The sequence below is a fragment of the Sphingobium sp. genome (genome assembly GCF_049304695.1).
Taxonomy (GTDB): Bacteria; Pseudomonadota; Alphaproteobacteria; order Sphingomonadales; family Sphingomonadaceae; genus Sphingobium.
Window position 1 is genome coordinate 1 of sequence record NZ_JBAQOK010000010.1, and the last position, 21,508, is coordinate 21,508.

General features: G+C 59.7%; 21 protein-coding genes and 1 pseudogene. 19 read left to right on the forward strand and 3 right to left on the reverse strand.

What is annotated here, in order from left to right; all coding sequences use genetic code 11:
* Positions 1-144: 144 nt before the first annotated feature.
* The 3 genes and pseudogenes from WA070_RS01430 to WA070_RS01440 all read left to right on the forward strand — a co-directional run bounded on the left by WA070_RS01430 (position 145) and on the right by WA070_RS01440 (position 1,888).
* Entirely contained in the window at positions 145-1,227 is a 1,083-nt protein-coding gene (locus WA070_RS01430; protein ID WP_422632447.1) for a Tn3 family transposase, read from the forward strand.
* A 112-nt stretch (positions 1,228-1,339) separates the two neighbouring features.
* Positions 1,340-1,624: pseudogene (locus WA070_RS01435) on the forward strand (integrase); the annotation flags it as partial.
* A gap of 129 nt (positions 1,625-1,753) precedes the next feature.
* The gene (locus WA070_RS01440) at positions 1,754-1,888 is read left to right on the forward strand and encodes a hypothetical protein (RefSeq protein ID WP_422632448.1); all 135 of its coding nucleotides are present in this window, start codon (positions 1,754-1,756) and stop codon (positions 1,886-1,888) included.
* A 283-nt stretch (positions 1,889-2,171) separates the two neighbouring features.
* Here the strand turns inward: WA070_RS01440 and WA070_RS01445 are convergent, their stop codons facing one another.
* Genes WA070_RS01445 through WA070_RS01455 form a run of 3 tightly spaced genes read right to left on the reverse strand, consistent with a single transcriptional unit; the run spans position 2,172 to position 4,743 of the window.
* On the reverse strand, positions 2,172-3,056 hold the full coding sequence (locus WA070_RS01445) for an FAS1-like dehydratase domain-containing protein (protein ID WP_422632449.1): 885 nt from the start codon (positions 3,054-3,056) through the stop codon (positions 2,172-2,174).
* A gap of 50 nt (positions 3,057-3,106) precedes the next feature.
* The gene (locus tag WA070_RS01450; RefSeq protein WP_422632450.1) at positions 3,107-4,093 is read right to left on the reverse strand and encodes an NAD(P)H-dependent flavin oxidoreductase; all 987 of its coding nucleotides are present in this window, start codon (positions 4,091-4,093) and stop codon (positions 3,107-3,109) included.
* Between the two features lie 26 nt (positions 4,094-4,119).
* Positions 4,120-4,743, reverse strand: coding sequence for a TetR/AcrR family transcriptional regulator (locus WA070_RS01455; protein WP_422632451.1), 624 nt, complete (start codon positions 4,741-4,743; stop codon positions 4,120-4,122).
* A 286-nt stretch (positions 4,744-5,029) separates the two neighbouring features.
* Between WA070_RS01455 and WA070_RS01460 the strand changes: the two genes are divergently transcribed.
* From WA070_RS01460 to WA070_RS01535, 16 genes are all read left to right on the forward strand, one after another.
* Positions 5,030-5,962 (forward strand): LysR family transcriptional regulator, encoded by a 933-nt coding sequence (locus WA070_RS01460; protein WP_422632452.1) that lies wholly within the window; start codon positions 5,030-5,032, stop codon positions 5,960-5,962.
* 193 nt (positions 5,963-6,155) lie between these two features.
* Positions 6,156-7,358 carry a CaiB/BaiF CoA transferase family protein gene (locus tag WA070_RS01465; RefSeq protein WP_422632453.1) on the forward strand — a complete coding sequence of 401 codons (1,203 nt, stop codon included), beginning with the start codon at positions 6,156-6,158 and terminating at the stop codon, positions 7,356-7,358.
* A complete protein-coding gene (locus WA070_RS01470) occupies positions 7,355-8,275 on the forward strand; it encodes a hydroxymethylglutaryl-CoA lyase (protein WP_422632454.1) in 921 nt (306 codons plus the stop codon). Before WA070_RS01465 ends, WA070_RS01470 begins: the two co-directional genes overlap by 4 nt.
* The gene (gene leuC, locus WA070_RS01475) at positions 8,272-9,690 is read left to right on the forward strand and encodes a 3-isopropylmalate dehydratase large subunit (RefSeq protein WP_422632455.1); all 1,419 of its coding nucleotides are present in this window, start codon (positions 8,272-8,274) and stop codon (positions 9,688-9,690) included. Before WA070_RS01470 ends, leuC begins: the two co-directional genes overlap by 4 nt.
* Positions 9,687-10,334: a 3-isopropylmalate dehydratase small subunit gene (gene leuD / locus WA070_RS01480; RefSeq protein WP_422632456.1), complete on the forward strand. Its 648-nt coding sequence runs from the start codon at positions 9,687-9,689 to the stop codon at positions 10,332-10,334. Before leuC ends, leuD begins: the two co-directional genes overlap by 4 nt.
* Before the next feature lie 7 nt (positions 10,335-10,341).
* Positions 10,342-11,514 (forward strand): alpha/beta hydrolase family protein, encoded by a 1,173-nt coding sequence (locus WA070_RS01485; RefSeq protein WP_422632457.1) that lies wholly within the window; start codon positions 10,342-10,344, stop codon positions 11,512-11,514.
* Positions 11,515-11,537: 23 nt separating this feature from the next.
* The gene (locus tag WA070_RS01490) at positions 11,538-12,092 is read left to right on the forward strand and encodes a VOC family protein (RefSeq protein WP_422632458.1); all 555 of its coding nucleotides are present in this window, start codon (positions 11,538-11,540) and stop codon (positions 12,090-12,092) included.
* Positions 12,093-12,112: 20 nt separating this feature from the next.
* Entirely contained in the window at positions 12,113-13,339 is a 1,227-nt protein-coding gene (locus WA070_RS01495) for an aromatic ring-hydroxylating oxygenase subunit alpha (protein WP_422632459.1), read from the forward strand.
* Between the two features lie 42 nt (positions 13,340-13,381).
* Complete coding sequence (locus tag WA070_RS01500) at positions 13,382-14,632, forward strand: acyl-CoA dehydrogenase family protein (RefSeq protein WP_422632460.1); 1,251 nt, start codon at positions 13,382-13,384, stop codon at positions 14,630-14,632.
* Positions 14,629-16,509: an AMP-binding protein gene (locus tag WA070_RS01505; protein WP_422632461.1), complete on the forward strand. Its 1,881-nt coding sequence runs from the start codon at positions 14,629-14,631 to the stop codon at positions 16,507-16,509. The genes WA070_RS01500 and WA070_RS01505 overlap by 4 nt, the downstream gene beginning before the upstream one ends.
* 23 nt (positions 16,510-16,532) lie before the next feature.
* Positions 16,533-17,330 (forward strand): enoyl-CoA hydratase-related protein, encoded by a 798-nt coding sequence (locus WA070_RS01510; protein WP_422632462.1) that lies wholly within the window; start codon positions 16,533-16,535, stop codon positions 17,328-17,330.
* A 115-nt stretch (positions 17,331-17,445) separates the two neighbouring features.
* The gene (locus WA070_RS01515; protein WP_422632463.1) at positions 17,446-18,648 is read left to right on the forward strand and encodes an MFS transporter; all 1,203 of its coding nucleotides are present in this window, start codon (positions 17,446-17,448) and stop codon (positions 18,646-18,648) included.
* A 31-nt stretch (positions 18,649-18,679) separates the two neighbouring features.
* Complete coding sequence (locus WA070_RS01520; protein WP_422632464.1) at positions 18,680-19,855, forward strand: acyl-CoA dehydrogenase family protein; 1,176 nt, start codon at positions 18,680-18,682, stop codon at positions 19,853-19,855.
* Positions 19,852-20,619 carry an SDR family NAD(P)-dependent oxidoreductase gene (locus WA070_RS01525; protein WP_422632465.1) on the forward strand — a complete coding sequence of 256 codons (768 nt, stop codon included), beginning with the start codon at positions 19,852-19,854 and terminating at the stop codon, positions 20,617-20,619. The genes WA070_RS01520 and WA070_RS01525 overlap by 4 nt, the downstream gene beginning before the upstream one ends.
* Positions 20,620-20,629: 10 nt before the next feature.
* Positions 20,630-21,037, forward strand: coding sequence for a nuclear transport factor 2 family protein (locus tag WA070_RS01530; protein WP_422632466.1), 408 nt, complete (start codon positions 20,630-20,632; stop codon positions 21,035-21,037).
* A 104-nt stretch (positions 21,038-21,141) separates the two neighbouring features.
* Positions 21,142-21,498, forward strand: coding sequence for a PaaI family thioesterase (locus WA070_RS01535; protein WP_422632467.1), 357 nt, complete (start codon positions 21,142-21,144; stop codon positions 21,496-21,498).
* The last annotated feature ends 10 nt before the right edge of the window (positions 21,499-21,508 follow it).

Here is a 21,508-nt window from a genome sequence, read left to right on the forward strand (position 1 = left end):
GGTCGGGCTACGCCCTCCCTACGCCGCGCGCAGCGCAAGGAAGCCCGTCACATCAACGCTCCGCCATCCTGACAGGGGGTCCCTTTTGCGCGCCGATAAGGGGTCCCGTTTGCACGCCGATTGACAAATCTGACCGCCGCTGACATGGCGCGCATGACGCTCAATATTGAAGCCGACGCAGTCGGCGAGATGATGCGCCGCATCGAGGCCAATGGTCGATTGCCGGCGGCCAACCGCGTGGTACTTGATCATTTCAGGACGCTCCCGGTCACAAAATTGTGGGGAGGCGGCATTCGGGCATCGGCCGATATGATGAGCCTTGATGCAACCCGCCGTCTCTGGACAGCCCGCCATGATCCGCGCCGCCGTACGCCGGCAATCGGAACCTACACCCATGTGCTCGACCAATGGGTGATCCTGCATGACCAAGCCGTTGTGTTGAACCGTCGGCAAGCGGGAGCAGCTATCGAAGGGGCTCTTCGCCACGAAGCCGTCGACCTCCACCGTGTCGCGGTGGATACGCATGGCCACACACATTTCGGTATGGCGCTGGCCAATCTGGTGGGGATTGATCTCGCGCCGAGGTTAGCCGGCATGAACAAGCGCAAGCTCTATCTCCCGCGTGGCCTCGATGTACCTGCCAGCTTGCGGCCAATTGTGAGCGAGACCGTCTCAACCAGCGCCATCACTCGGGGATGGGACCCGCTCCTCCGGATTGCGGCATCTACCAAGAGTGGCTGGTGTTCGGCGAACTACGTTCTGGACCGCTTTGGCAGCGCGGCGCGGGGCGATGAAGCGTTTCAGGCAGGGGATGCCTTCGGCAGGCTGTTACTGACCCGCTTCCTGGGCGCTTATCTCGGCGACCCGGCGTTCCGTGGGATGAATGACGCATTGCTCAGCCAAGGCGAGTCGGTCCACACCCTGCAGCGCGCGATCTATTCCGGGCCGATCGGGGCACGGCATGGCCGCACGCCCGAACAAATGGCCGCGATATCATCAGGCCTGACACTGCTTACCAACGTTATCATGACGTGGAACGCGACCCGGATCGGTGAGGTTCGAGCGCGAATGCCGGACACCTTTCCGGATCATCACATCATGCACATCGCCCCCAATGCGCACGAGCATATCAACACCAAAGGCGTCATCACCATTGACGTCTCGCCACACCGGGATCGGCTCCTGGGCGGAAAACCGCCAGCGGCCGGGATTAGGAGCGTAATATGAAAAACCTCCGTAGTGTGGAATATCAATCACTTACGGGGAAAAAGGCGGAGTTATACAAACAAAAACAACGGGTTGCTTAGCGGCACTTTTTGCACCGCCGTCACGAGGACCCCATCCCGCTTCGGTTGGTCCTATCTATAGGGCGATGATCCAGCGGGCATTCGATGCCGGCGCGCTGGCGGATTTGACGACGGACGATCTTGTCCGGCTGCTCAAAGGGATCAGCGCGCACTCGACGCGGGTCGGGCTCAACCAGGATTTGTTCACGAGCGGTGAGGATCTCGCCGGCATCATGGATGCGCTGCGGTGGAAGTCGCCTCGTATGCCGCTTGCCTACAATCGAAACCTTGCGGCAGAGCAGGGGGCTGCGGGCCGCCTATTGGCCAAGATCGGTTAAAAAGCGCGGCCCGAAGGGTTCAGCATCACGCACCAAAATGGTGGACGGCGACGATCCCTTCTTGTTGTCTTCGTTCCTTCGCAAAATGATGCGACATGAAACAAGAATTGGATACAGGTCGCGGCATGCATGACTGTCGGCCTGATCGGTGGCGGGTTGGCAGCGATTCCGCTTTCCAAGCCGGGCACCTGGACCGGCCTTGCCAGCTTTTCGGCTGGCGATTGGCTTCAGGCAGTTGCCGCGATCGGCGGCGTCTTGCGGTGAGCGCTACGCTGTGGTTGGAACTGCGGAAACGAGAGGCTGAACGTCATGAAGAGCAGCGGGTCATCCGCGACGCTATGCAGATGCTGCAGGGTTCTTTACTCCTTTCATCACGGACGTCAGATTGCTGGTGCGTACACACGCACAGTCCGGAAACATGTGCCATCACCGCAAGGAGTACGCCTTACTATTGCAAGCTTGAGCGTGCAGTTGCCTGTCGGCCAATCCTCTGTAGGCGGCGTACCCATCGGTCCTTGGATCGAGCTTCAATGACGGAAGATGCCGATCAAACTTCCAGAGAGATTTGGCGCTCGGTAAGCATCATCTCTCTGTTTTCATTGTGATACACCGTTTCGATTATCGCCCTCTTCATAGGATTCCCATTGCGCCTCGAAACTGAGTCTATCGCCAGCAGCCTCGATTGCGCGAGCAGCACGTCTCCCGCCCGAACAGGGGCGTGATAGTTCCAATGCTGTTCGCCATGAACGACGCGACTGGGTTCCATTCCGATCTCGCGAAGGAGACTCAAGGGGTCATCGATATGGTGAAGGAGCGAGGCTGTGAACGTCAATGGCGCTATTGCGGGAGTGAGCCTGCTCTCCCTCGCAGTGTCGCAATCAAAAAAGAGCTCGTTGTAATCATCCGTCGCCCGCGCGAACTCCGCAATCTTGCCGGCCTCGACCGGGAACCTGACGGTGCGCAGAACCCGCCCACCATCGTGTCGCGTAATACATGAGCTTGCGGATGGCGCATCTGTCGAGAGTGCGCTGATCGGCTCCATTGCCAACGGGCGCAGCACGTTAGAACTCGCAGTAAGTTTTCGTTCTCCATCGGCATTGAGAACGCGCAGCTGAACTGTCGCCTTTGTATCCCCTTGTACTGGCGATGACATAGTCCCTTCGACCGTGAGCGCCTCACCAGGCCAGACCGGACCAACGAAGCGAACGCTGAAGGACAGGATCGAGCGAATCTCAAACCAGTCTGTAAGAAGTCTCGCAGCATAGCTTGCAGTGAGCATTCCCATGGCGAACGAAGAGGGGTAGCCCATGGCTCGTGCATGATCATCGTCGTGGTGCAGGGGATTGAAATCACCACTCGCGCCGGCAAAGCGTATAATGTCCGTTCGGGATACAATGCCGACATGCAAGGCTCGCCTGTGATCGTGGGTCATCGAGAACAGCCCATCTATTGAATTTTCCAAGCAGGCGCGCGGCGTGGTGTTCAGTTGTGCACCGCCGCCTCGCTAAGCCCTCCGAGCTTGGAATTCCAGCTCCGAAGCCTGTCTTCTGCTGCGCAGGCGACAAAGTCGCGCGCCAGACCATCCACGATCTCACCAACACTTTCCACCGCTTTAGTACGGCCTACCGAATGGCCTGCGCTCCAAATGTGCTTCCACGCTTTGACTTCGTCGCGTAGCGTTGAGAAGTCGGCTCTCTCCTTCCCTTTGCCGTTGGCATAGGAAAGGCCTGCGGCATCCAGACTGGCCTTGATCCAATTAGCAGGAAGTCCGGTCGGCACCGAAGTCGTGACAATGTCACTCAAATTTGAGGCGACCATCATTGCCCGGTGCTCGTCAGATACCATACTCTCGCGGGACGCCAGAAAGCGCGTGCCCATATAAACGAAGTCGGCGCCGAGCTCGAGCGCCGCTCTGAGGCCCTGAGCCGTCCCGATCGCACCGGCAAGAACGAGTGGTCCATCCCAGAATTCTCGTACCTCTTCTATAAAGGCGAACGCGCTGTAGCTGCCTGTATGCCCGCCCGCACCAGAACCAAGCAGTATCAAACCATCGACGCCAGCGGCCGCGGCCTTGCGCGCCTGATCGGGCGTGGCGACGTCGCAAAAAACCGCGCCACCATAGGCGTGAATCTGGGCCAGAAGGCGGACGGGGCTTCCCAGTGCCGTAATGACGACAGGAGGCTTAAAAGTGCATATGCGTTCCAGTTCAGCAGCGAAGCGGTCGTAGGTCGGATGGACAATCATGCTCGCAGCCCAAGGAGCCTTTGCATTTGGCAGGCCCGCCACTATCTGTTCGAGCCCTGCTTCGAATGCTTCGATCGTACGGGCATTGGGCGCTAAATACGTACCGATTACGCCATTCTGCGCTGCCGCCACCACCATTTCGGGTGTTGAAACCAGAAACATGGGTGCAATAATGATTGGAAGACGCAACTGCGCCTGCATTTCTAAAATGGGTAAACCTGGCATGGAAAAATCCTCCCTGATCTGGCTTTTCAGCCGCCAATGCCTTCAAAAATAATGGAGAACATGCGCTCTAGAATGTCAGAGGAATCGGCAACATCGGTCCTCAGCCGCCACAACGTCATGGCGTTAAACATTCCAAATATCGCGTAAGCAGTAATGCGGCTTTCTGGGGATATTATTGATCCATCTTGTATGCCCAGCTTTATTCTGGACTCCAATTCTTCGTTCATGGCGCGCCGATATTTATCATACTCTTTTTTTGTATCTTCAGACATCACTCGATCGTCGGCAACGATTAGGCTTAAGCCCAGATCGTGTACCAACACATCATGATATGTCCTTAGCAGGATCTTCGTACGTTCGCGTCCAGAAGCAGCAGGATCATCCGATCGCAGTAGCCTATCTTGGAAATGGAGGTATCCCGCACGAATGCATTCGAGAAGAATGTCCTCCTTGCTCCGGAAATGATAATATAGGCTCGGCTTGGTGATCTTGAGCTTGCCGGCGATGTCGTCGAGCGAAGTGCGGTCATAGCCGCGCTCCTGAAACAAGGTCGCCGAAACTCCCAGGATACGCGGCTTGGTGATCGATCCTCGCGCGGCACGCGAGCGGCCTGACGCAGACTTTTGGCCTGTCGCGAAGATGCTGTCCATTGATGATCGCATTGGTTGTTTTGCCGAGGAGGGAGGCACGCGCATTCCTTAGGAAAGTCTATCGATCGACTGCCAACCTATCGGTAACTCGTTGCGCCAAAATGCGCAATGGTTTTGCAGGAATATTGCATACATGGTTCGCGCTAACCAATCAGAAGTGCAGCGAATATATATATCTTTTGAGTTGCCACCACCAGTGGTTTTAACCTACCTAACAGTCAGTAACCTTTCCCGCGATGGCTGTTTTGCCTCGGATGGGAGGGCGTAGTTGCGGACGATAGGTGAGATGACCAAGACTGAACTGAGCAATGATAGCCGGCCTCCATCGTGGAACGGGATCGACCTGACGACCCTGCGCCTGCTCCTCGCGGCCTGTGAGGAAGGCAATCTTGCCAAAGCTTCGGCTCGCGAGAATATTGCGCTTTCCGCGCTAAGCAAGCGTATCAAATTACTGGAAGACCGGTTTGAAGTGGATCTGCTCCAGCGGCATGATCGCGGAGTTCGCCCAACTGCAACGGCTAATCTCATTTTGCCTAAGGTCCAAGGCATGTTTGCCCTACTCGATCAGATCGCTGCAGACTTGCGCGCGACAAGTCGCGGCGAAATGGGTTTGATCCGCGTGCAGGCGCACATGACCGCCATGTCGGGAAAGCTGGTCGACACGATCGGGTCTTTTCTTCGCGGCCATCCGAAGATCGATGTCGAACTTGATGAGGCAACGAGTGCGGCCATAGTCCACGCCGTCAATGTCGGAATGTGCGATATCGGGCTGGTCTCCGGAACGGTGGCGGTCGGAGGACTTCAGCATTATCAGTGGGCGCACGACGAGCTTGTCGTCGTCTTGCCACGGGGGCATCCGCTGGCCGAAATGCCCAGTGTGGCATTTTCGAATCTGCTTTGTTTCCCTTTCATAGGGATGCAACGCGATAGCGCACTTCTGGCGCTCTACCGCGAGAAGGCCGCAGAGTTAGGGGTGCCACTTTCCGAACGCACGCACGTTACAAGCTTTGAAATGGCCAAGAAAATGGTGCGCAACGGACTTGGTGTCACGGTGATTCCTGCGACTTCGATCAGCATTGCTGACAATAGCCTAGAGACACGCCCGCTTGATGAGTCATGGGCGCGTCGTTCGCTTATTTTGTGCGTGCGCGGGCGCGACCGTTTATCTAGTTCGGCAACGCTGCTGCTCGACTTTCTAAGAAATGCTTCGACAGCTTGATCCACGCGACGAGTTGTATGAGCCTCGGCATTGGCGGAGGGTGAAAGAGTTATGCCCGGCGCGGATGCCAGCAGCCAACCTCAGAGTGCTACCACGAAAAGAGCCTTGGCGAACGACGAATGGTCTCGCGGCGACCAGCGTGGTTCAACGGGTCGTGGAGAGAGGCCTCATCATGCACGACAAACGACCTAATATGCTGTCAGGACTGCGCGTTCTGGAGATCGGCCACTTCGTTGCCGCCCCGTTCTGTACGCGCTTGCTCGCTGATCAAGGCGCCGATGTCATCAAGATCGAGCCAAAGACCGGTGATCCGGTGCGGCAGTGGGGCGAGATGGTCGATGGCAAGTCGTTGTGGTGGTCCATGCACGGACGCAACAAGCGATGCATCACCCTCAACCTCAAGGCAGACCGGGCGCGACAAATTGTGCTGGATCTCGTTGAGCATTGCGACGTCCTTGTCGAAAATATGCGCCCTGGTCAGCTTGCCAAACTTGGCTTGAGCGCGGTTTCGCTGCGGGCAGTCAAACCTGATCTCGTTATCTGTCACATCTCTGGATACGGTCAGACTGGACCCGGTCGGCACCGGGCCGCCTTCGGTTTGATCGGAGAGGCGGTGGGCGGACTGCGTCATCTCACCAACCATGCCCCCGGCGAATATGATCTCCCGCCCGTGCGCGTCGGTGTCAGTATCGGGGATTCTGTTGCCGGCATCTACGCTGCCTATGGAATTATGGGCGCCCTTTGGCGTCGGGATCGTGGCGAGAAGGGTGAGGGCGGCCTTACGGTCGATGTCGCGCTGACAGAAAGTGTTCTATCGCTAATGGAAGGGATGCTCCCCGAATATGGCGCGCTCGGCAAGATCAAGCAGCCAACTGGTGGAGCGATAGCGACCGCCGCGCCGACGAACGCCTATCCGACCCGCGACAAGCTGTGGATCCTGATCGGCGCGAATTCGGATGGGCTTTTCACGGCACTGGCGAAGCTGATGGCGCGACCTGATCTCCTCGAAAATCCCGACTATGTCGGCAATGCGGCCCGTGTGCGCCATGCCAAGGCACTCGATGCGGACATCGCCCGGTGGACTGCCAAGTTCGATTCCGTCGATCTCATGGCAATGCTCGAAGAGGCCGATATCCCCAGTTGCAAGGCCTATACCGCGGCCGATTGCGCCGCCGATGAACAATATCGGGTTCGTGAAATGATACGCGAAGTTCCTGACCCAGCATTCGGGATGAACGTCCTTCAAGCTGGCGTCGTGCCGCATATTCCCGAATCTCCTGGGGTAATTCGCTGGGCAGGCCCAGACGTCGGCGCTCACACCGACGAGGTGCTGAGCGGCGTGTTGGCCATATCGGCAGCAGAAATCGAAGCTTTGAGGCGAGAGGGCGTCGTATGATCAAGGATAAAGCCACCCTCGTAGAGGTCGGCCCCCGAGATGGTTTCCAGTCTGTTGGGCCGTTCATTCCCACTGCTGCCAAAATCGAGATCATCGACGCCCTGTATCAGGCCGGCGTTCGTCGAATGGAGGCGACCTCGTTCGTCAGCGAAGCTGCCTTGCCGCAGCTTGCCGACGCTGCGGAAATCGTAAGCGCATCGAGCGACTGGCCGGAACTCGACATGCAGGTGCTTGTCCCGAACACGCGTCATGCAAAACGCGCGATCGATGCAGGGGCAAAGCATCTCAGCATCGTCGTCTCGGCGAGCGAAAGGCACAATCTGGGAAACATCAAACGGACGCCGCTGGAGTCGGTCGATGGATTCCAAGAAATCGTCGAGATGGCGCCTGCGGGAACCCGCATGCGGATCAACATCGCAACAGCTTTCGACTGCCCGTTCATCGGTGCGGTCGATCCTGAAGTCGTTCTCGATATCACTGGCAGGATGATCGCAATCGCGCCGGACGCGGAAGTGGCGTTGTGCGATACGACCGGTCGTGCGGATCCATCACAGGTGGCGGCATTGTTCGAGCAGGCTATGTCACGCTTCTCGCCGGAGCGCGGCTGGGCTTTTCATGCACATGACACTTATGGCTTGGGTGCAGCGAATGCCCTGGCGGCCTGGAATGTCGGGGTGAGAGTGTTCGACGCGAGTGTCGCGGGCTTGGGGGGCTGCCCCTTCGCTCCTGGCGCAACCGGAAATGTCGCCACTGAAGATCTCATGTGGATGTTCTCGCGCATGGGCGTTCTTGAAGGGATAGATGCCACGCGTCTGCTCGCCTCCGCCCATAGCATTTGCGAGCTGCCCGGCGCACAGGTGGGTGGTCGTGTACGTGTGGCGGAGCAAGGCCGAGCAAAGCGGCGGGCCGCCGCATGACGCAGGGTCGCACACTTTACGAGAAGATCTGGGCCTCGCATGTCGTGGCGCCCCAGGGCGCTGATTCAGCCCTTCTGCACATTGATCTGCATCTCGTGAACGAGGTGACGAGTCCTCAGGCGTTCGAAGGCCTGCGACTCGCGGGACGCCCTGTTTGCCGTCCGCAGGGAACCATCGCCGTCGCCGATCATAACGTGCCCACCGAAGGTCGCGCTGGCGGCGTGGCGGCGATCGCAGACCTTGAAAGCCGTCATCAGGTTGAGACGCTCGAAGCCAATGTGCGCGAGTTCGGTGTTCCCTACGTACCCTTGAAAAGCCGAGATCAGGGGATCGTCCATATCATTGGCCCGGAACTGGGCTTGACGCTTCCTGGTGCCATCATCGTCTGCGGCGACAGCCACACATCGACGCACGGGGCGTTTGGCGCGCTAGCCTTCGGCATCGGCACTTCCCAGGCCGAGCATGTGCTCGCCACACAGATGCTTGTGCAGCGGAGGGCCAGAACGATGCGTATCAACGTGTCCGGCGCTTTGCCAGACGGCGTGACGGCCAAAGATCTGGCCCTCCATATCATTGCGTCGATCGGTACCGACGGTGCGACCGGCCACGTGATCGAATATGGTGGTGCAGCGGTCGAGGATCTCGACATGGCTGGCCGTATGACCTTGTGCAACCTGTCGATCGAAGCTGGCGCCCGCGCCGGCATGATCGCGCCGGACCACAAGACCTTCGAGTGGATCGAAGGGCGTCCGTTCGCACCGACCGGTTCCGCGTTCGAGGCCGCAAAGGCAGACTGGATGGCGCTGCGATCCGATCCTGATGCTCGCTATCACCGCTCCGTCGATATCGATGCCGGGTCTGTCGCTCCCATGGTGACGTGGGGCACCAGTCCTGAGGCTGGCGTGCCAGTCTCCGGGCTGGTGCCCGATCCAAGGACCATGAGTGACCCGGACCGCCGCCTCCAGGCCCAGACCATGCAGAATTATATGGATATGACGCCAGGCGATGCCTTGGTCGGAACCCCGATCGACGTGGTCTTTATCGGCAGTTGTACAAATGGTCGCATCGAAGACCTTCGCGCTGCCGCCGCCGTGGCTGGTGGTCGTCATGTCGCTCCCGGCGTACGCGCCCTGGTCGTGCCAGGCTCCGGGCTTGTGAAGCAGCAAGCGGAGCAAGAAGGACTTGATCGCCTTTTCCTCGCCGCTGGATTCGAATGGCGAGATCCGGGTTGTTCCATGTGCTTGGGCATGAATCCAGATCGTCTCAGCCCCGGCCAGCGATGCGCCTCCACGTCCAATCGCAATTTCGAGGGACGACAGGGAGATGGCGGCCGCACGCATCTCATGTCTCCGGCCATGGCCGCTGCCGCAGCTGTGACCGGCCATATCGTAGACGTTCGGGAGTTGGTGTCGTGACGCCTTTTACACATCTGGAAGGTATCGCAGCAGCCCTTCCGGTTGCCAACATCGATACTGATCGGATACTTCCCGGGCAGTTCCTAAAGACCACCACGCGCAAAGGCCTGGGCGCCGCTCTGTTTCACGGGTGGCGGGCGGATCCGACATTTGTACTGAACACCCAACCATGGGACCGCGCTTCGATCCTCGTCACGCTCGATAATTTCGGGTGTGGCTCCAGTCGCGAGCACGCGCCTTGGGCTTTGCTCGATTTCGGCATCCGTTCCATCATTGCACCCAGCATAGCGGACATTTTTTACGGCAACTGCCTGCGCAACGGGATCCTGCCGATCGTCCTCCCGGTATCATCCGTGGCCGCGCTGATGGCCGCTGCAACTCAGGAGGCAACCGCACATTTCGCGATCGACCTGGCAGCCCAGAATGTCCGTGCTCCGGCGCTCGAGCCGATGGCCTTCGAAATTGATGCGGATGCAAAGGAGATGCTGCTGACGGGCGGCGACGAGATCGCGATCTCGGAACAGCATCTGAACGACCTCGCGGCATTCGAGGCGCGTCGCGACCTGACGCAGCCTTGGCGCGCGTCCATCCCGCCACTCGCCTTCGACGAGAGTGAATCCTCCCAAACCAAAGCAAGAAGCTAGGAAAGTGATGACCGAAAAGAAGGGTACGTCCTACACTCGCACACCATATCTGACCGTCTATCGGGAACCCGCAGGCGGAGGCCGCAAGGACGTCTATGGTTCCCTTGGCGAGCATGTCGCTGTGCAGTCCCAGCTCATGCGTGGCGACACTGAAGCGGACACCGTCATCATCACGACCCATCCAATCGGGTCGCAGGCCTATCTGCCTGTCTTCTCGGGCCTTGCTGGCGCGGGGCATCACGTTATCGCTGCGGCGAACCGTTACATCAACGGTGATTTTGCGCTTCAGGCCGAGAATCTTCTCCTCGATCTCGGCGCTGTCGTGCGTGATGCCAAGGAACGCCTGGGATATAAGAAAGTCGTCTTGGCTGGCTGGAGCGGCGGTGGCAGCATCATATCGGGCTATCAGGCCGAAGCAGAGGACAAGCGCATCACTACCAATGCCGCGGGCGAGTATAACGCTCTGGCAGACACCGAACTGATGCCGGCCGATGGCGTCATGCTGCTCGCGCCGCACAGAAGTCGCCATCATCTCATAACTGACTTTATCGATCCGGCGATTACGGATGAACTCGACCCTTCGCAGCGGGATGCGGCACTCGATCTTTATCCCGAAAGCGGTCCGCGGACACTGCCGCTGGATCGCGAATGGGTCGCGACGTATCGGGCCGCCCAGTTGGCGCGCAACCGGCGCATCACGCAATGGGCGAAAAACGAGCTGGCGGAACTGGCCCGCCGTGGCGATGCAGCCGGAGAACGCGCTTTCATCGTGCACGGGACGATGGCCGACCCGCGGTGGGTCGACATTTCCCTCGATCCCAACCAGCGCAAGCCCGGCTCCTACATCGGTGACCCAAAAACGGCGAATAACGGTCTTGCCGCGCTAGCCCGCTTTACATCTTTGCGGAGCTGGCTCTCGCAATGGGGCTTCGATACCGCGCAGATCGACGCGGTTGATGCCGCCGGTCGGATCAGCAAACCGATCCTCGTGGTGGTGAATGACGCGGACGATGCATGCCCAACAACCCACACAGATGCCATTTTCGCGGCGATCAAGCACGACAAGAAGACAATGATGCATGTCTCTGGTGCGAACCACTATTACGCCGGCTCCGATCAGAAACCCATGCTGAAAGAAGCCGTTGCGTTGGTTACGGACTGGATTCAAGCCAATATCTAAATCATCAGGATCGGAGATAATACATGATTCATCACCTTGCCATTGCGGCACGCGACTTCAATCGCTCTCATAAATTCTACACCGAAGTCATGGGATTTAAGCTTGCCAAGGTCGTCAAGCGTCAGGCGCTCGGCGGCGAAGAGGCCGGTTGGACGAAGCACGTTTTCTACGAAACCGGCCATGGCGGTCTTTTCGCCCTGTGGGACCTTCATCTCACTGAGCTGGAGGGCAAGGACTGGCGTGCCTCCTGGTCGTCAGGCCTCGGCCTCCCGACCTGGATCAACCATGTCGCATTTCTGGTCGATACCCCCGAGGCGCTTCTGGAAAAGCGCCAGCGCTGGCTCGATCACGGCTTGCGCGTGAGCCAGGTCCACCATGAATTCATCGACTCGATCTACACGCTCGATCCCGACAAGAATCTGGTCGAATTCACGGTCGCGACCGCGCCCATCACCGACGAGGACCGTGAGGAAGCTGAAAGGCTCCTTCATGACAACAGCCCTGCCACCATCCCGGAATATCCGTCGGAGATGTTCGAGCCTGCGGCTGCCGCTCTCGTCACTGAGCCGAACGGCTGAATGCCGGCTGGAGAGACACTATGAATCGCGAAGATCTGGTTGAAATGGCGAAGCACAACATCGCCCACATCAAGTCGAATAGCGTCGACCAGGAAGAGGCTATCCTCAAGGTGCCGGCTTCTTTCTATACGGACCCTGCCCGATGGGAACAGGAGCGTGAAAAGCTGTTCCTGCGACTCCCGATCGTAGTTGCGCTCTCCAGCGAGCTGAACGAACCGGGCGCGTATCGGTCGGTCGAGATCATGGACCGGCCGGTTCTCGTCGTTCGACAGGACGATGGCTCAGCGCAGGCATTCATGAACATGTGCACCCATCGCGGCGCGCAGGTGGTGCCGGTAGGCAATGGAAAGGGATCCCGCTTCTCGTGCCCGTATCACGGTTGGACCTATGGTAAGGCCGGGAATTTGATCGGCGTGGCTTCACCCAAGGAATTCGGCGAGATCGACAAAAGCTGCTATGGCCTGCCGAAGCTTCGGACATTCGAGAAGAGTGGCTTCGTTTGGGCCATCCTCGACCCTTCGGCGACAATCGCGTTCGACACCTTCCTCTCAGGCTATGACGAAGCGATCGGGGCCTTCGGCCTCGACAAGTGGCATGTGTTTGGCCGCAAGAGGCTCGATAGCGTCAACTGGAAGCTGATGTATGATGGATATGTCGACTTCTATCACCTGCCGGTCCTCCACCGGGCGACCTTCGGAACGAAATTCTCGAACCAGGCGCTGAATTTTCGCTGGGGGCCTCATCAGCGCATCACCACGCCCGACCCGACGCTGCTGAAGCTCGAGGGGCAACCCGAAGCCGAATGGGACCTCAAGTCCATGCTCAAGGGCGTCTGGCCGATGTTCCCGAACGCTGCCCTGATCTCGATAGATGGTCGCGGGTCGGCCATGATGTTCTCGCAAATCTTCCCTGGAAACTCCGTACTCGAGGGCTATTCGACCCACGTCTTCCTGACTGAAAAGGAACTGACGGACGAGGCGGAGCGCGAGGCCGCCGAAGCCCAGTTCACGTTCCTCGTCGAGGTGCTGCGCGATGAGGACTACACGGCGGCGGAAGGCATTCAGAAGAACCTCCTAACCGGGGCGCGGGATCATATCCTCTTCGGTCGCAACGAGCCGGGCGGACAAGCCTTTCATGGCTGGATCGACGACATCGTGAACGCACAGGATGACGCCGAGGTCACGGGCCTTTTCGAGCGCGCGCACAATCGCCGCTACGTCGCAGACGAGAAAGCCGTGACCGCCTGACAAGTATCCGGCGTCACGCAAGAAGAAGGCAATTAGGGTAGGATGGATCTCGAAGACGCTCCGGAAGAAGCCGCGTTCCGCGCAGAAGCGCGTGCATGGATCGCAGCAAACGCACCGCATCACCTTCGCGAGGAGCTTGCGAATGCTTCGTTCGGCCATCTCGATCTGAAAGCTGGCGATGTCATCGCGGAAGCCAAGGGATGGCAACGCAAGAAGGCGGACGCCGGCTGGGCATGTCTGGCGTGGCCGGAGAAGTTTGGCGGCCGCGGCGGCGGCCAGATCGAAAGTGTGATCTGGGGGCAGGAAGAAGGCGTGTTCGCGCGCCTCTTCGCGCCCTTCATGGTCTCGCAGGGCTCTCTTGGACCAACGCTCATGGCGTGGGGAACTGAGGAGCAGCAGGAACGGCTGCTGCCGCCCATCATCATGGGCGACGAAATCTGGTGTCAGCTGTTTTCCGAGCCATCTGCGGGGTCCGATCTTGCCGGCATTCGCACACGAGCGGCTCGCACGGGCGATGGCGACTGGATTTTGAACGGACAGAAGATCTGGACCAGCGGCGCTCAGGAGGCCGACTGGGGCGTGATCATCACCCGGACAGACCCCGCGGTCCCCAAACATCGTGGTCTAACGATGTTCTTCGTCGATATGCGGTCTGCGGGAATCGAAATTCGGCCAATCCGACAGATTACGGACCAGCGTCATGTCAACGAGGTGTTCTTCGTCGATGTCGCCCTTCCCGATGCCAATCGCATCGGTCCGGAAGGTGGCGGCTGGAAGGTCGCCCTGACGATGCTCATGAATGAACGGATTACGGTCGGCAGCCATATGCCGACCGGCATCGACGAGCTCTGGGATCTGGCGGCCAACCTGTCTGATGGCGAAGGCCGCGCCCTCGACGACCCTGCGATCCACAGCCGCCTTGCCGACTATGCAGCGCGGGCAAATGGCCTGAAATTCACCTATTATCGCGGCCTGACTGCCTTGTCCCAGGGACAGGAGCCTGGACCCGAGATGTCGATCATGAAGCTCGTGGCGGCCACCACCACTCAGGAGGTCGCGCAACTCGCGGTCGATCTGCAAGGCTTTGCGGGCACCGTGAGGGATGCCGGGATCAACCAAGACGACGACCGTTTCCAGATGCTCCTGCTGCGCGCTGCCGGCACCCGGATCGAAGGAGGGACAGACCAGATTATGCGGACGATCATCGCGGAGCGCGTCCTGGGATTGCCGCAGGATCTGCGCGCGGACAAGAACCTTCCCTTCAATGCCATCCCAACCGCCGGTGCAGCATGAGAAGCGCTGCGACAATTGAAGTGGCTGCAAGCAATCCAAAACGGCAGCCGGGCCAAACCATCGGAGCCGACGAGCTGTCTCTCGTCGCGAAGGACGATGGCACGATCTACCTGCATTCCAATCGTGCGCCTGCCGCAGAACGGCCATCGATGGTCGCGATATTCGATGAGACGGCCGAGCGCTGGCCAGATCGTCGCTTCCTCCTCCAGCGGGAGACGGGCGTCAGCGGCTGGCGTGCCATTTCCTATGGTGAGGCCGAAAAGCAGTCCCGTTCCATTGCACAATGGCTGTTGAATGAAGGAATCGAGCCAGGCGAGACCGTCGCAATCCTTTCCAAGCCGTCCATCGAACATGGCGTGCTGATGATCGGTGCCCAGCGGGTACGGGTCGCCACGGCGCCGATTAACCCGGCCTACTCCCTCATCGCCTCGGATTTTGCCAAATTGATAGAGTGTTTCGATCGAACGGGTGCAAAGCTCGCATTCGTCGACGATGCGACCGCCTTTGCAAAGGCAATCCAGGCGCTGGAGCCGCTCGGTATCCGATTCATCGCTGCCGAAGGCATGGTGGAAGGGATCGACTGCGCGCGATATGCGGATGTCATAGCGACCGTTCCGACCGCTCAGGTCGCGGTGGAGACCGCTGCGATCACGCCGCAGACGATCGCGCGCATCATGCATACGTCGGGATCGACCGGCAGCCCCAAGGCGGCACCGCTGCCTCAGGCCAACCTGACGCAAACGGTGGCCCAGTGCGAGGCGATGGGTCTGCTTGAACTGGGCGACGAGCAGCCGCAATTCCTTGAATCGATGCCGTTCAACCACATCATGGGCGGAAACTATAATTTCAACAACATGATCCGGCTCGGGGCCGCACTGCATCTCGACGAGGGGAAGCCGACCCCAGCGCTGTTCGAAAAGACGCTCGACAATCTGCGCACGATGTCGCCGCATATCTTTCACACCGTTCCCGCGGGTTTCGTGATGCTGTGCGACATTCTTGAAGCCGATGCAGAGCTGCGCGAGCGCTTCTATCGCAACCTCGTCTACATGGGGTGTGGCGGTGCGGTACTTCCGTTGAGTGTCACGCAGCGGATAAATGCGATGTCCGTTGCGATGACAGGACGCGAGATTCCGATCTTCGGCCTTTATGGTGCAACGGAATATTCGCTTGGCGCCGTGCGCTACTGGTCGGGGCCAATGGAGGTGATTGGCCTGCCGCCCCCCGGCGTGGCACTCAAGCTCGTGCCTACAGGGCCAAAGCTCGAACTGCGGGTTCGCGCCGCAACGGTGATGCCGCCATCCGGCTATCTGGGCAATCCCGCCGCCAGTGAGGGACTGTTCGATGACGAGGGATATTTCCGCACCGGTGACGCAATGCGTTTCTACGATCGCGACCGTCCTCATCTCGGCCTGGTCTTCGACGGACGCATTGCCGAGGAGTTCAAGCTGCTCACCGGAACCTGGGTTTCGGTCGGCATCCTGCGAAGCGACATTCTTTCTGAATGTGGGAGTCTGCTCCACGAAGCCGTCATCTGCGGCCTCAACGAGGCGCATGTCAGCGCCTTGCTGTGGTTAAACGAGCATAGCGCGCGGGCAGTGGCAGACGATCATGCCGGAGCCCTCTCGTTCGACCAGTTGGCCCGCCATCCCGACATCGTCGATGGCGTCAGCAGGATGATCCACGCCTTCAACGGAGCAAACAAGGAGAGCTCGCGGCGGATACGCACTGCGATGATCATGCCGACGCGGCTGTCACCCGAACAAGGCGAAGTGACCGACAAAGGCAGCGTGAACCAAGGACGTGTACGCGACCTGCGGAGTGACGCGGTCGCTGCTTTATTTGCCCAGGACCATCCCTCGGTTCTGCGCTTCTAGACCCGACAGACAAGGAAACACCGATGACTTTCCGTTTTCTCGAAACCACCTCCCCTGCGCCGGGCGTTCTTCAGATCTCCATGAACAGACCGCCGGCCAATGGTGTCGATAGGGACATGTACATCGAGCTTCACACGGCTTTCGCGGACCCCGATGCGCTGCTGCCTGATGTCCGCGCGATCATCCTGACCGGGGCAGGCAAGCACTTCTCGGCAGGCAACGATCTCGACGAGTTCGCGACGATGACCCCTGAAAATGGCACCGAGCGAATGTGGCGGGTGCGGGAAGCGTTCTTCGCAATCCAGGACTGCGTGGTGCCGGTCATTGGCGCCGTGCATGGCGCCGCGCTCGGAACGGGACTCGCAATCGCCGCGTCGTGCGATTTCGTCGTTGCGGCGCAAAGTGCCCGATTCGGCTTGCCTGAACTCACGGTCGGCGTGTTCGGTGGCGCGCGGCATCTCGCGCGGATCGCGCCCGAGCCTCTCGTGCGCCGTATGTTCTTCACAGGGCAGCATCTGAACGCCGCCGAGTTTTCCGCCGGCGGCGCTTGCGTGGTCGTCAGTGAAAATGACAAGCTACTCGAAACCGCCCTTGGCTTTGCGATCCGGATCGCCGGATATAGCCCGACCGCCGTGCGCCTCGGGAAACAGGTGCTCAATCAGGTGGAAACGATGGACCTAAAGGCGGGCTATGCCTTCGAACAAGGGTTTACCGTCAAGGCGAGCGGTCACCCGGATGCCAAGGAAGCCCTCACGGCGTTTCGAGAAAAGCGAGATCCGCAATATCTGCCGCGTTCGGCAGATTGGACGATAACGCTGTGACGGGCGCCATCATGAGCAGGCCGACGAGTGGGCCACGCTGATGGCCAGCGTATCAAACCCCACGCCCGTTCCTGCAGCCTCCATTGCGGTCCCGGAAGCCAAGCCGGCGCGCGGTATGTACGTCGGCTGGGGCGTTGTCTTGCTGGGATTCCTGCTTCAGTTGTTCGCCACAGGTCCGGTATTCTACGCGTTCGGCAGCTACACCCTTATCTTCCAGGAAGCGTTCGGGGCAAGTCGCACGCAGATCAACCTTGCCTACACAATCCTGATCGCCGTCGGCGCCGTCGGTGCGATACCGGTAGGCTGGACGCTTGATCGCTGGAACGTGCGTTGGGTAGTCGTTGGCGGCATCATCAGCACAGCTGTAGGCCTCGCCGCCTTAGGCTTCGTCAACTCCATGGCGATGGTGATGCTGCTTTTCGCCACGCTTATCGCCTTTGGCGACGTGTTCATGGGCATCGTTCCGGCCAACTTCATAGTGGCTCGCTGGTTCGAGCGTCGGCGCGGACTTGCCCTAGGCATCGCAGTCCTCGGCGCGTCGGTCGCGGCAGTCCTTTTTCCGGTCCTGAGCACGTACCTTGCCGATTCCGTCGGATGGCGGGCCATGTTCATCATCTATGGCGCGCTTACGCTCCTGCTGCTGATCCCGGCTTTTTTGTTCGCACGGACCCCCGGCACGCTCCCGGACCATGAGCGGCGGCACGCCGACCATGGACCTGCACCTGACACGACCCGCATGACCGTGCGCGCCATTGTATCGACACCTGCATTCTGGATCATGAGTTTTGCGATCGGTGCCATGGTTGGCGTGACCGGTGCAGTCACGATCTCCATTGGTCCAGACGCAGTCAGACGCGGCTTCTCCCAAATCGAGGCCGTCTCGCTCGTTTCGATTATCGGAGGCGGCGCGTTCGTCGGCAAAATAAGTTTCGGCGCAATAGCAGACCGGGTCGATCTGCGTGCCGCTCTCTCAATTGCGCTTCTCATGATGATCGCGCCCTGCGCAATGTTGATAGGGGATCTGACATACCCATTCCTGTGCGCTTCGGCTGTGCTTTTCGGTTTGAGTCTCGGCGGCATGATGCCGGTATGGGCAGCACTCATCGTCCATGTCTTCGGCATTGCGAACACCGGAAGTGGGCTCGGCCTCACGCGCGCGGGGATGCTGCCCTACACCATGATCTGCCCGATGGTCGCTGGCTTGGCTTTCGATCGCTACGGGAGCTACCGGGCGGCCTGGATATTCTTCGTCATCCTGCTGTCGCTCGGGCTCGCCTCGACATTCCTTTCCCGCACATGGTCGAAGCCACTCCGCTAAGGGCGGCGCTGCAATTTCAAGGCATGAGATTATGAATTTCGATTTCGACGACGACCAGAAGATCATCCAGAGCGAGATCCGCCGCTTCCTTGAAGACCGCGCGCCGATCGAACGCGTCCGCGAGGTCCTCGATGGCAAGCTGCCCTTTCAGGAGGCGCTCTGGCGAGAATTGGGTGCAATGGGGTTCACCGGCGCCGCCATCCCAGAGGCAGAGGGCGGGAGTGGCCTTGGCTATCTCGAACTTTGCCTGATCGCCGAGGAGCTGGGGCGTTCGCTCGCTGCTGTGCCGTTCGCCTCGACGGTCTACCTCGCCGCCGAACTGATCAAGGCCGAAGGGGACGAGGCACAGCGCGCACGGTGGTTGCCGCGCATCGCAACGGCCACGACGATCGGCTGCCTCGCCGTAACCGAGCATAGCGGCCGTTCAGACTTCTCTCGCCTCCAATGTCGGTATCAGGACGGTACCCTCACTGGCGTTAAGCATCCGGTGAGCGATGGTGACATAGCCGACTTCGCGATCGTACTGGCGGCCGATGGCGACGCGGACGGCAAACCGTCACTGTTTCTGGTGGAGCTGACCGGCGCAGGTGTCGCGCGGGTGAGCCTCACTTCGATCGACCCGACCCGAGCCATCGCCAGGATCAGTTTCGCAGATGCAGGCGCCGTCCGGCTCGGACCTGCGGGAGACGGGCTGCGCATTCTTGATGAGGTTTACGACAAGGCTGCAGTGCTGATGGCCTTCGAGCAGATTGGCGGCGCAGATCGATCCTTGTGGATGGCGCGCGACTATTCGCTCGAGCGCTACGCATTCGGACAGCCCATCGGCTCCTTCCAGGCAATGAAACATCTGATGGCCGACATGTACGCGAGCGCGACGCTCGCGCGGTCTAATGCCTATTACGGCGCGTGGGCGCTTTCGACGGGTGCGGCCGAACTCCCGCTCGCTGCGGCTTATGCGCGTGTGAGCGCCACACGGGCCTACCAGTTTTGCGCAAGCAATTGCATTCAGATTCATGGCGGGATGGGCTTCACCTGGGAGTTCGACTGCCATCTTCATTACCGCCGCGCGAATTTTCTCTCACTCCAGTGCGGCACACCCACCGAATGGGATCGCCGCCTGATCGCCAGGCTGGACCGCGTGGGCGGTCCGGCCGGTGCGATCGGCTCGGGTGAACCGTCTCATTTAGGATCGAAGGAAGCTGCATGACTGAATCTCAACGCCTCAAGGGCAAGGTCGCGCTGGTCACCGGCGCCGGCAATGGCATGGGACGCGCCATGGCGCAGCGCTTCGCTGCCGAGGGCGCGATCGTCTTTGGCGGGGACATTGATGACAGCTGCAAAGACGGGCTTGAGGCCGATGGCTGTTCCTACGTCAAGCTCGACGTCACGCAAGAAGCAAGCTGGGCGGATGCGATGGGCGCGATCAACGCGGCAGCCGGCAGGCTCGACATCGTCGTCAACAATGCCGGCATCATCATCAACAAGACGATCGAAGAGGTCGACCTGGAAAGTTGGGACAGAGTGATCGCGGTCAATCTGACCGGCGTGATGCTTGGCTGCAAGTTCGCGATCGCGGCAATGAAGGACAATCCCGGCGGTCCGGGAGGATCGATCATAAATATCTCATCGAGCACCGCTTTTGCCGCTCACCCCGACATTGCCTACACAAGTGCAAAGAGCGGCCTGCGCATGCTTTCGCGTTCGGTCGCAGTCCAGGCCGGACGCAAGTACGGCATTCGCTGCAACGCCCTAGCACCGGGCATCATCGTCACGGCAATGACCCAGAAGAGCTTCAGCGAAAAGCCGCGTCTGCGGGAGCATTTCGAGGGGCTTTCGCCTTTGCACAAGATCGGCAGCGGCGACGATATCGCTTCAATGGCCGTCTATCTGGCATCTGACGAATCCGGCTTCGTAACCGGAAGCGACTTCCATGTTGATGGGGGCTCGCTCGCCGCCCATCCTGGCTTTTGAGGATATAGCGATGAGCACAACGCCTGATCATGCGCAAATCGATGCCGATGCCGCGCGCTTCTTCGATGCGGTATGCGCCGGTGATGTCGACACGCTCGAACAATGCCTCGGCCCCGATTTCGTCGCGTGGCATAATACCGACAATATCTGGCAAGACCGCACCGAGCATCTCGCAACGCTTGCCTGGCTGAAGTCGTCGATCAGCGATCTTCACTATGAAGAGGTGGTTCGTGAACCCCTGCTTCAAGGGTTTCTGCAACAGCATGTCATGATAGGATCGGTACGCGGAACGCCGTTGGCGCTTCGCGCATCGGTCATCGCCACCGTTGGCCAAGATGGGCGGCTGATTTCGACCCGCGAGTATATCGACAGCAAGCAGTTACGGCCGCTGTATCAAGATCCTGGTAAGGCTGCGTGAGCGCCGCTGTACAGCCGCTTGGCGGGACAGTTAGCCGGACAGCCGGAGACTGGCGGCCCGTCGACTATTCGGATGGGTTTTCCGCTCTCACCGGTCCGTTTCTGATGGTGGCGATGGATTTGGAGGATGAACCCTACAGGTTCGGTTTCACGGTGGAAGAGCGGCACTGCAATCGCATGCGCGTGTGCCATGGGGGTATGCTCAGCACGCTCGCCGACATCGGAATGGGGGTCAACGCCAATACGCTTTCCGATTTCAACGATCCCACGCCGACGATCAGCCTGTCTGTTGACTTCATCGCGGCGGCCGCCGTGGGCGACTGGATCGAGACCAGGACAAGCGTTCTGCGCATCACGCGCTCCTTATGCTTCGTCGAAGGCAGACTGATCGGCCCCCGCGGCGCGGTGGCACGCTGCAATGCGACCTTCAAAAGAAGAAACGCCACGGCATCCGCTGCCTGATCGAGCTAGG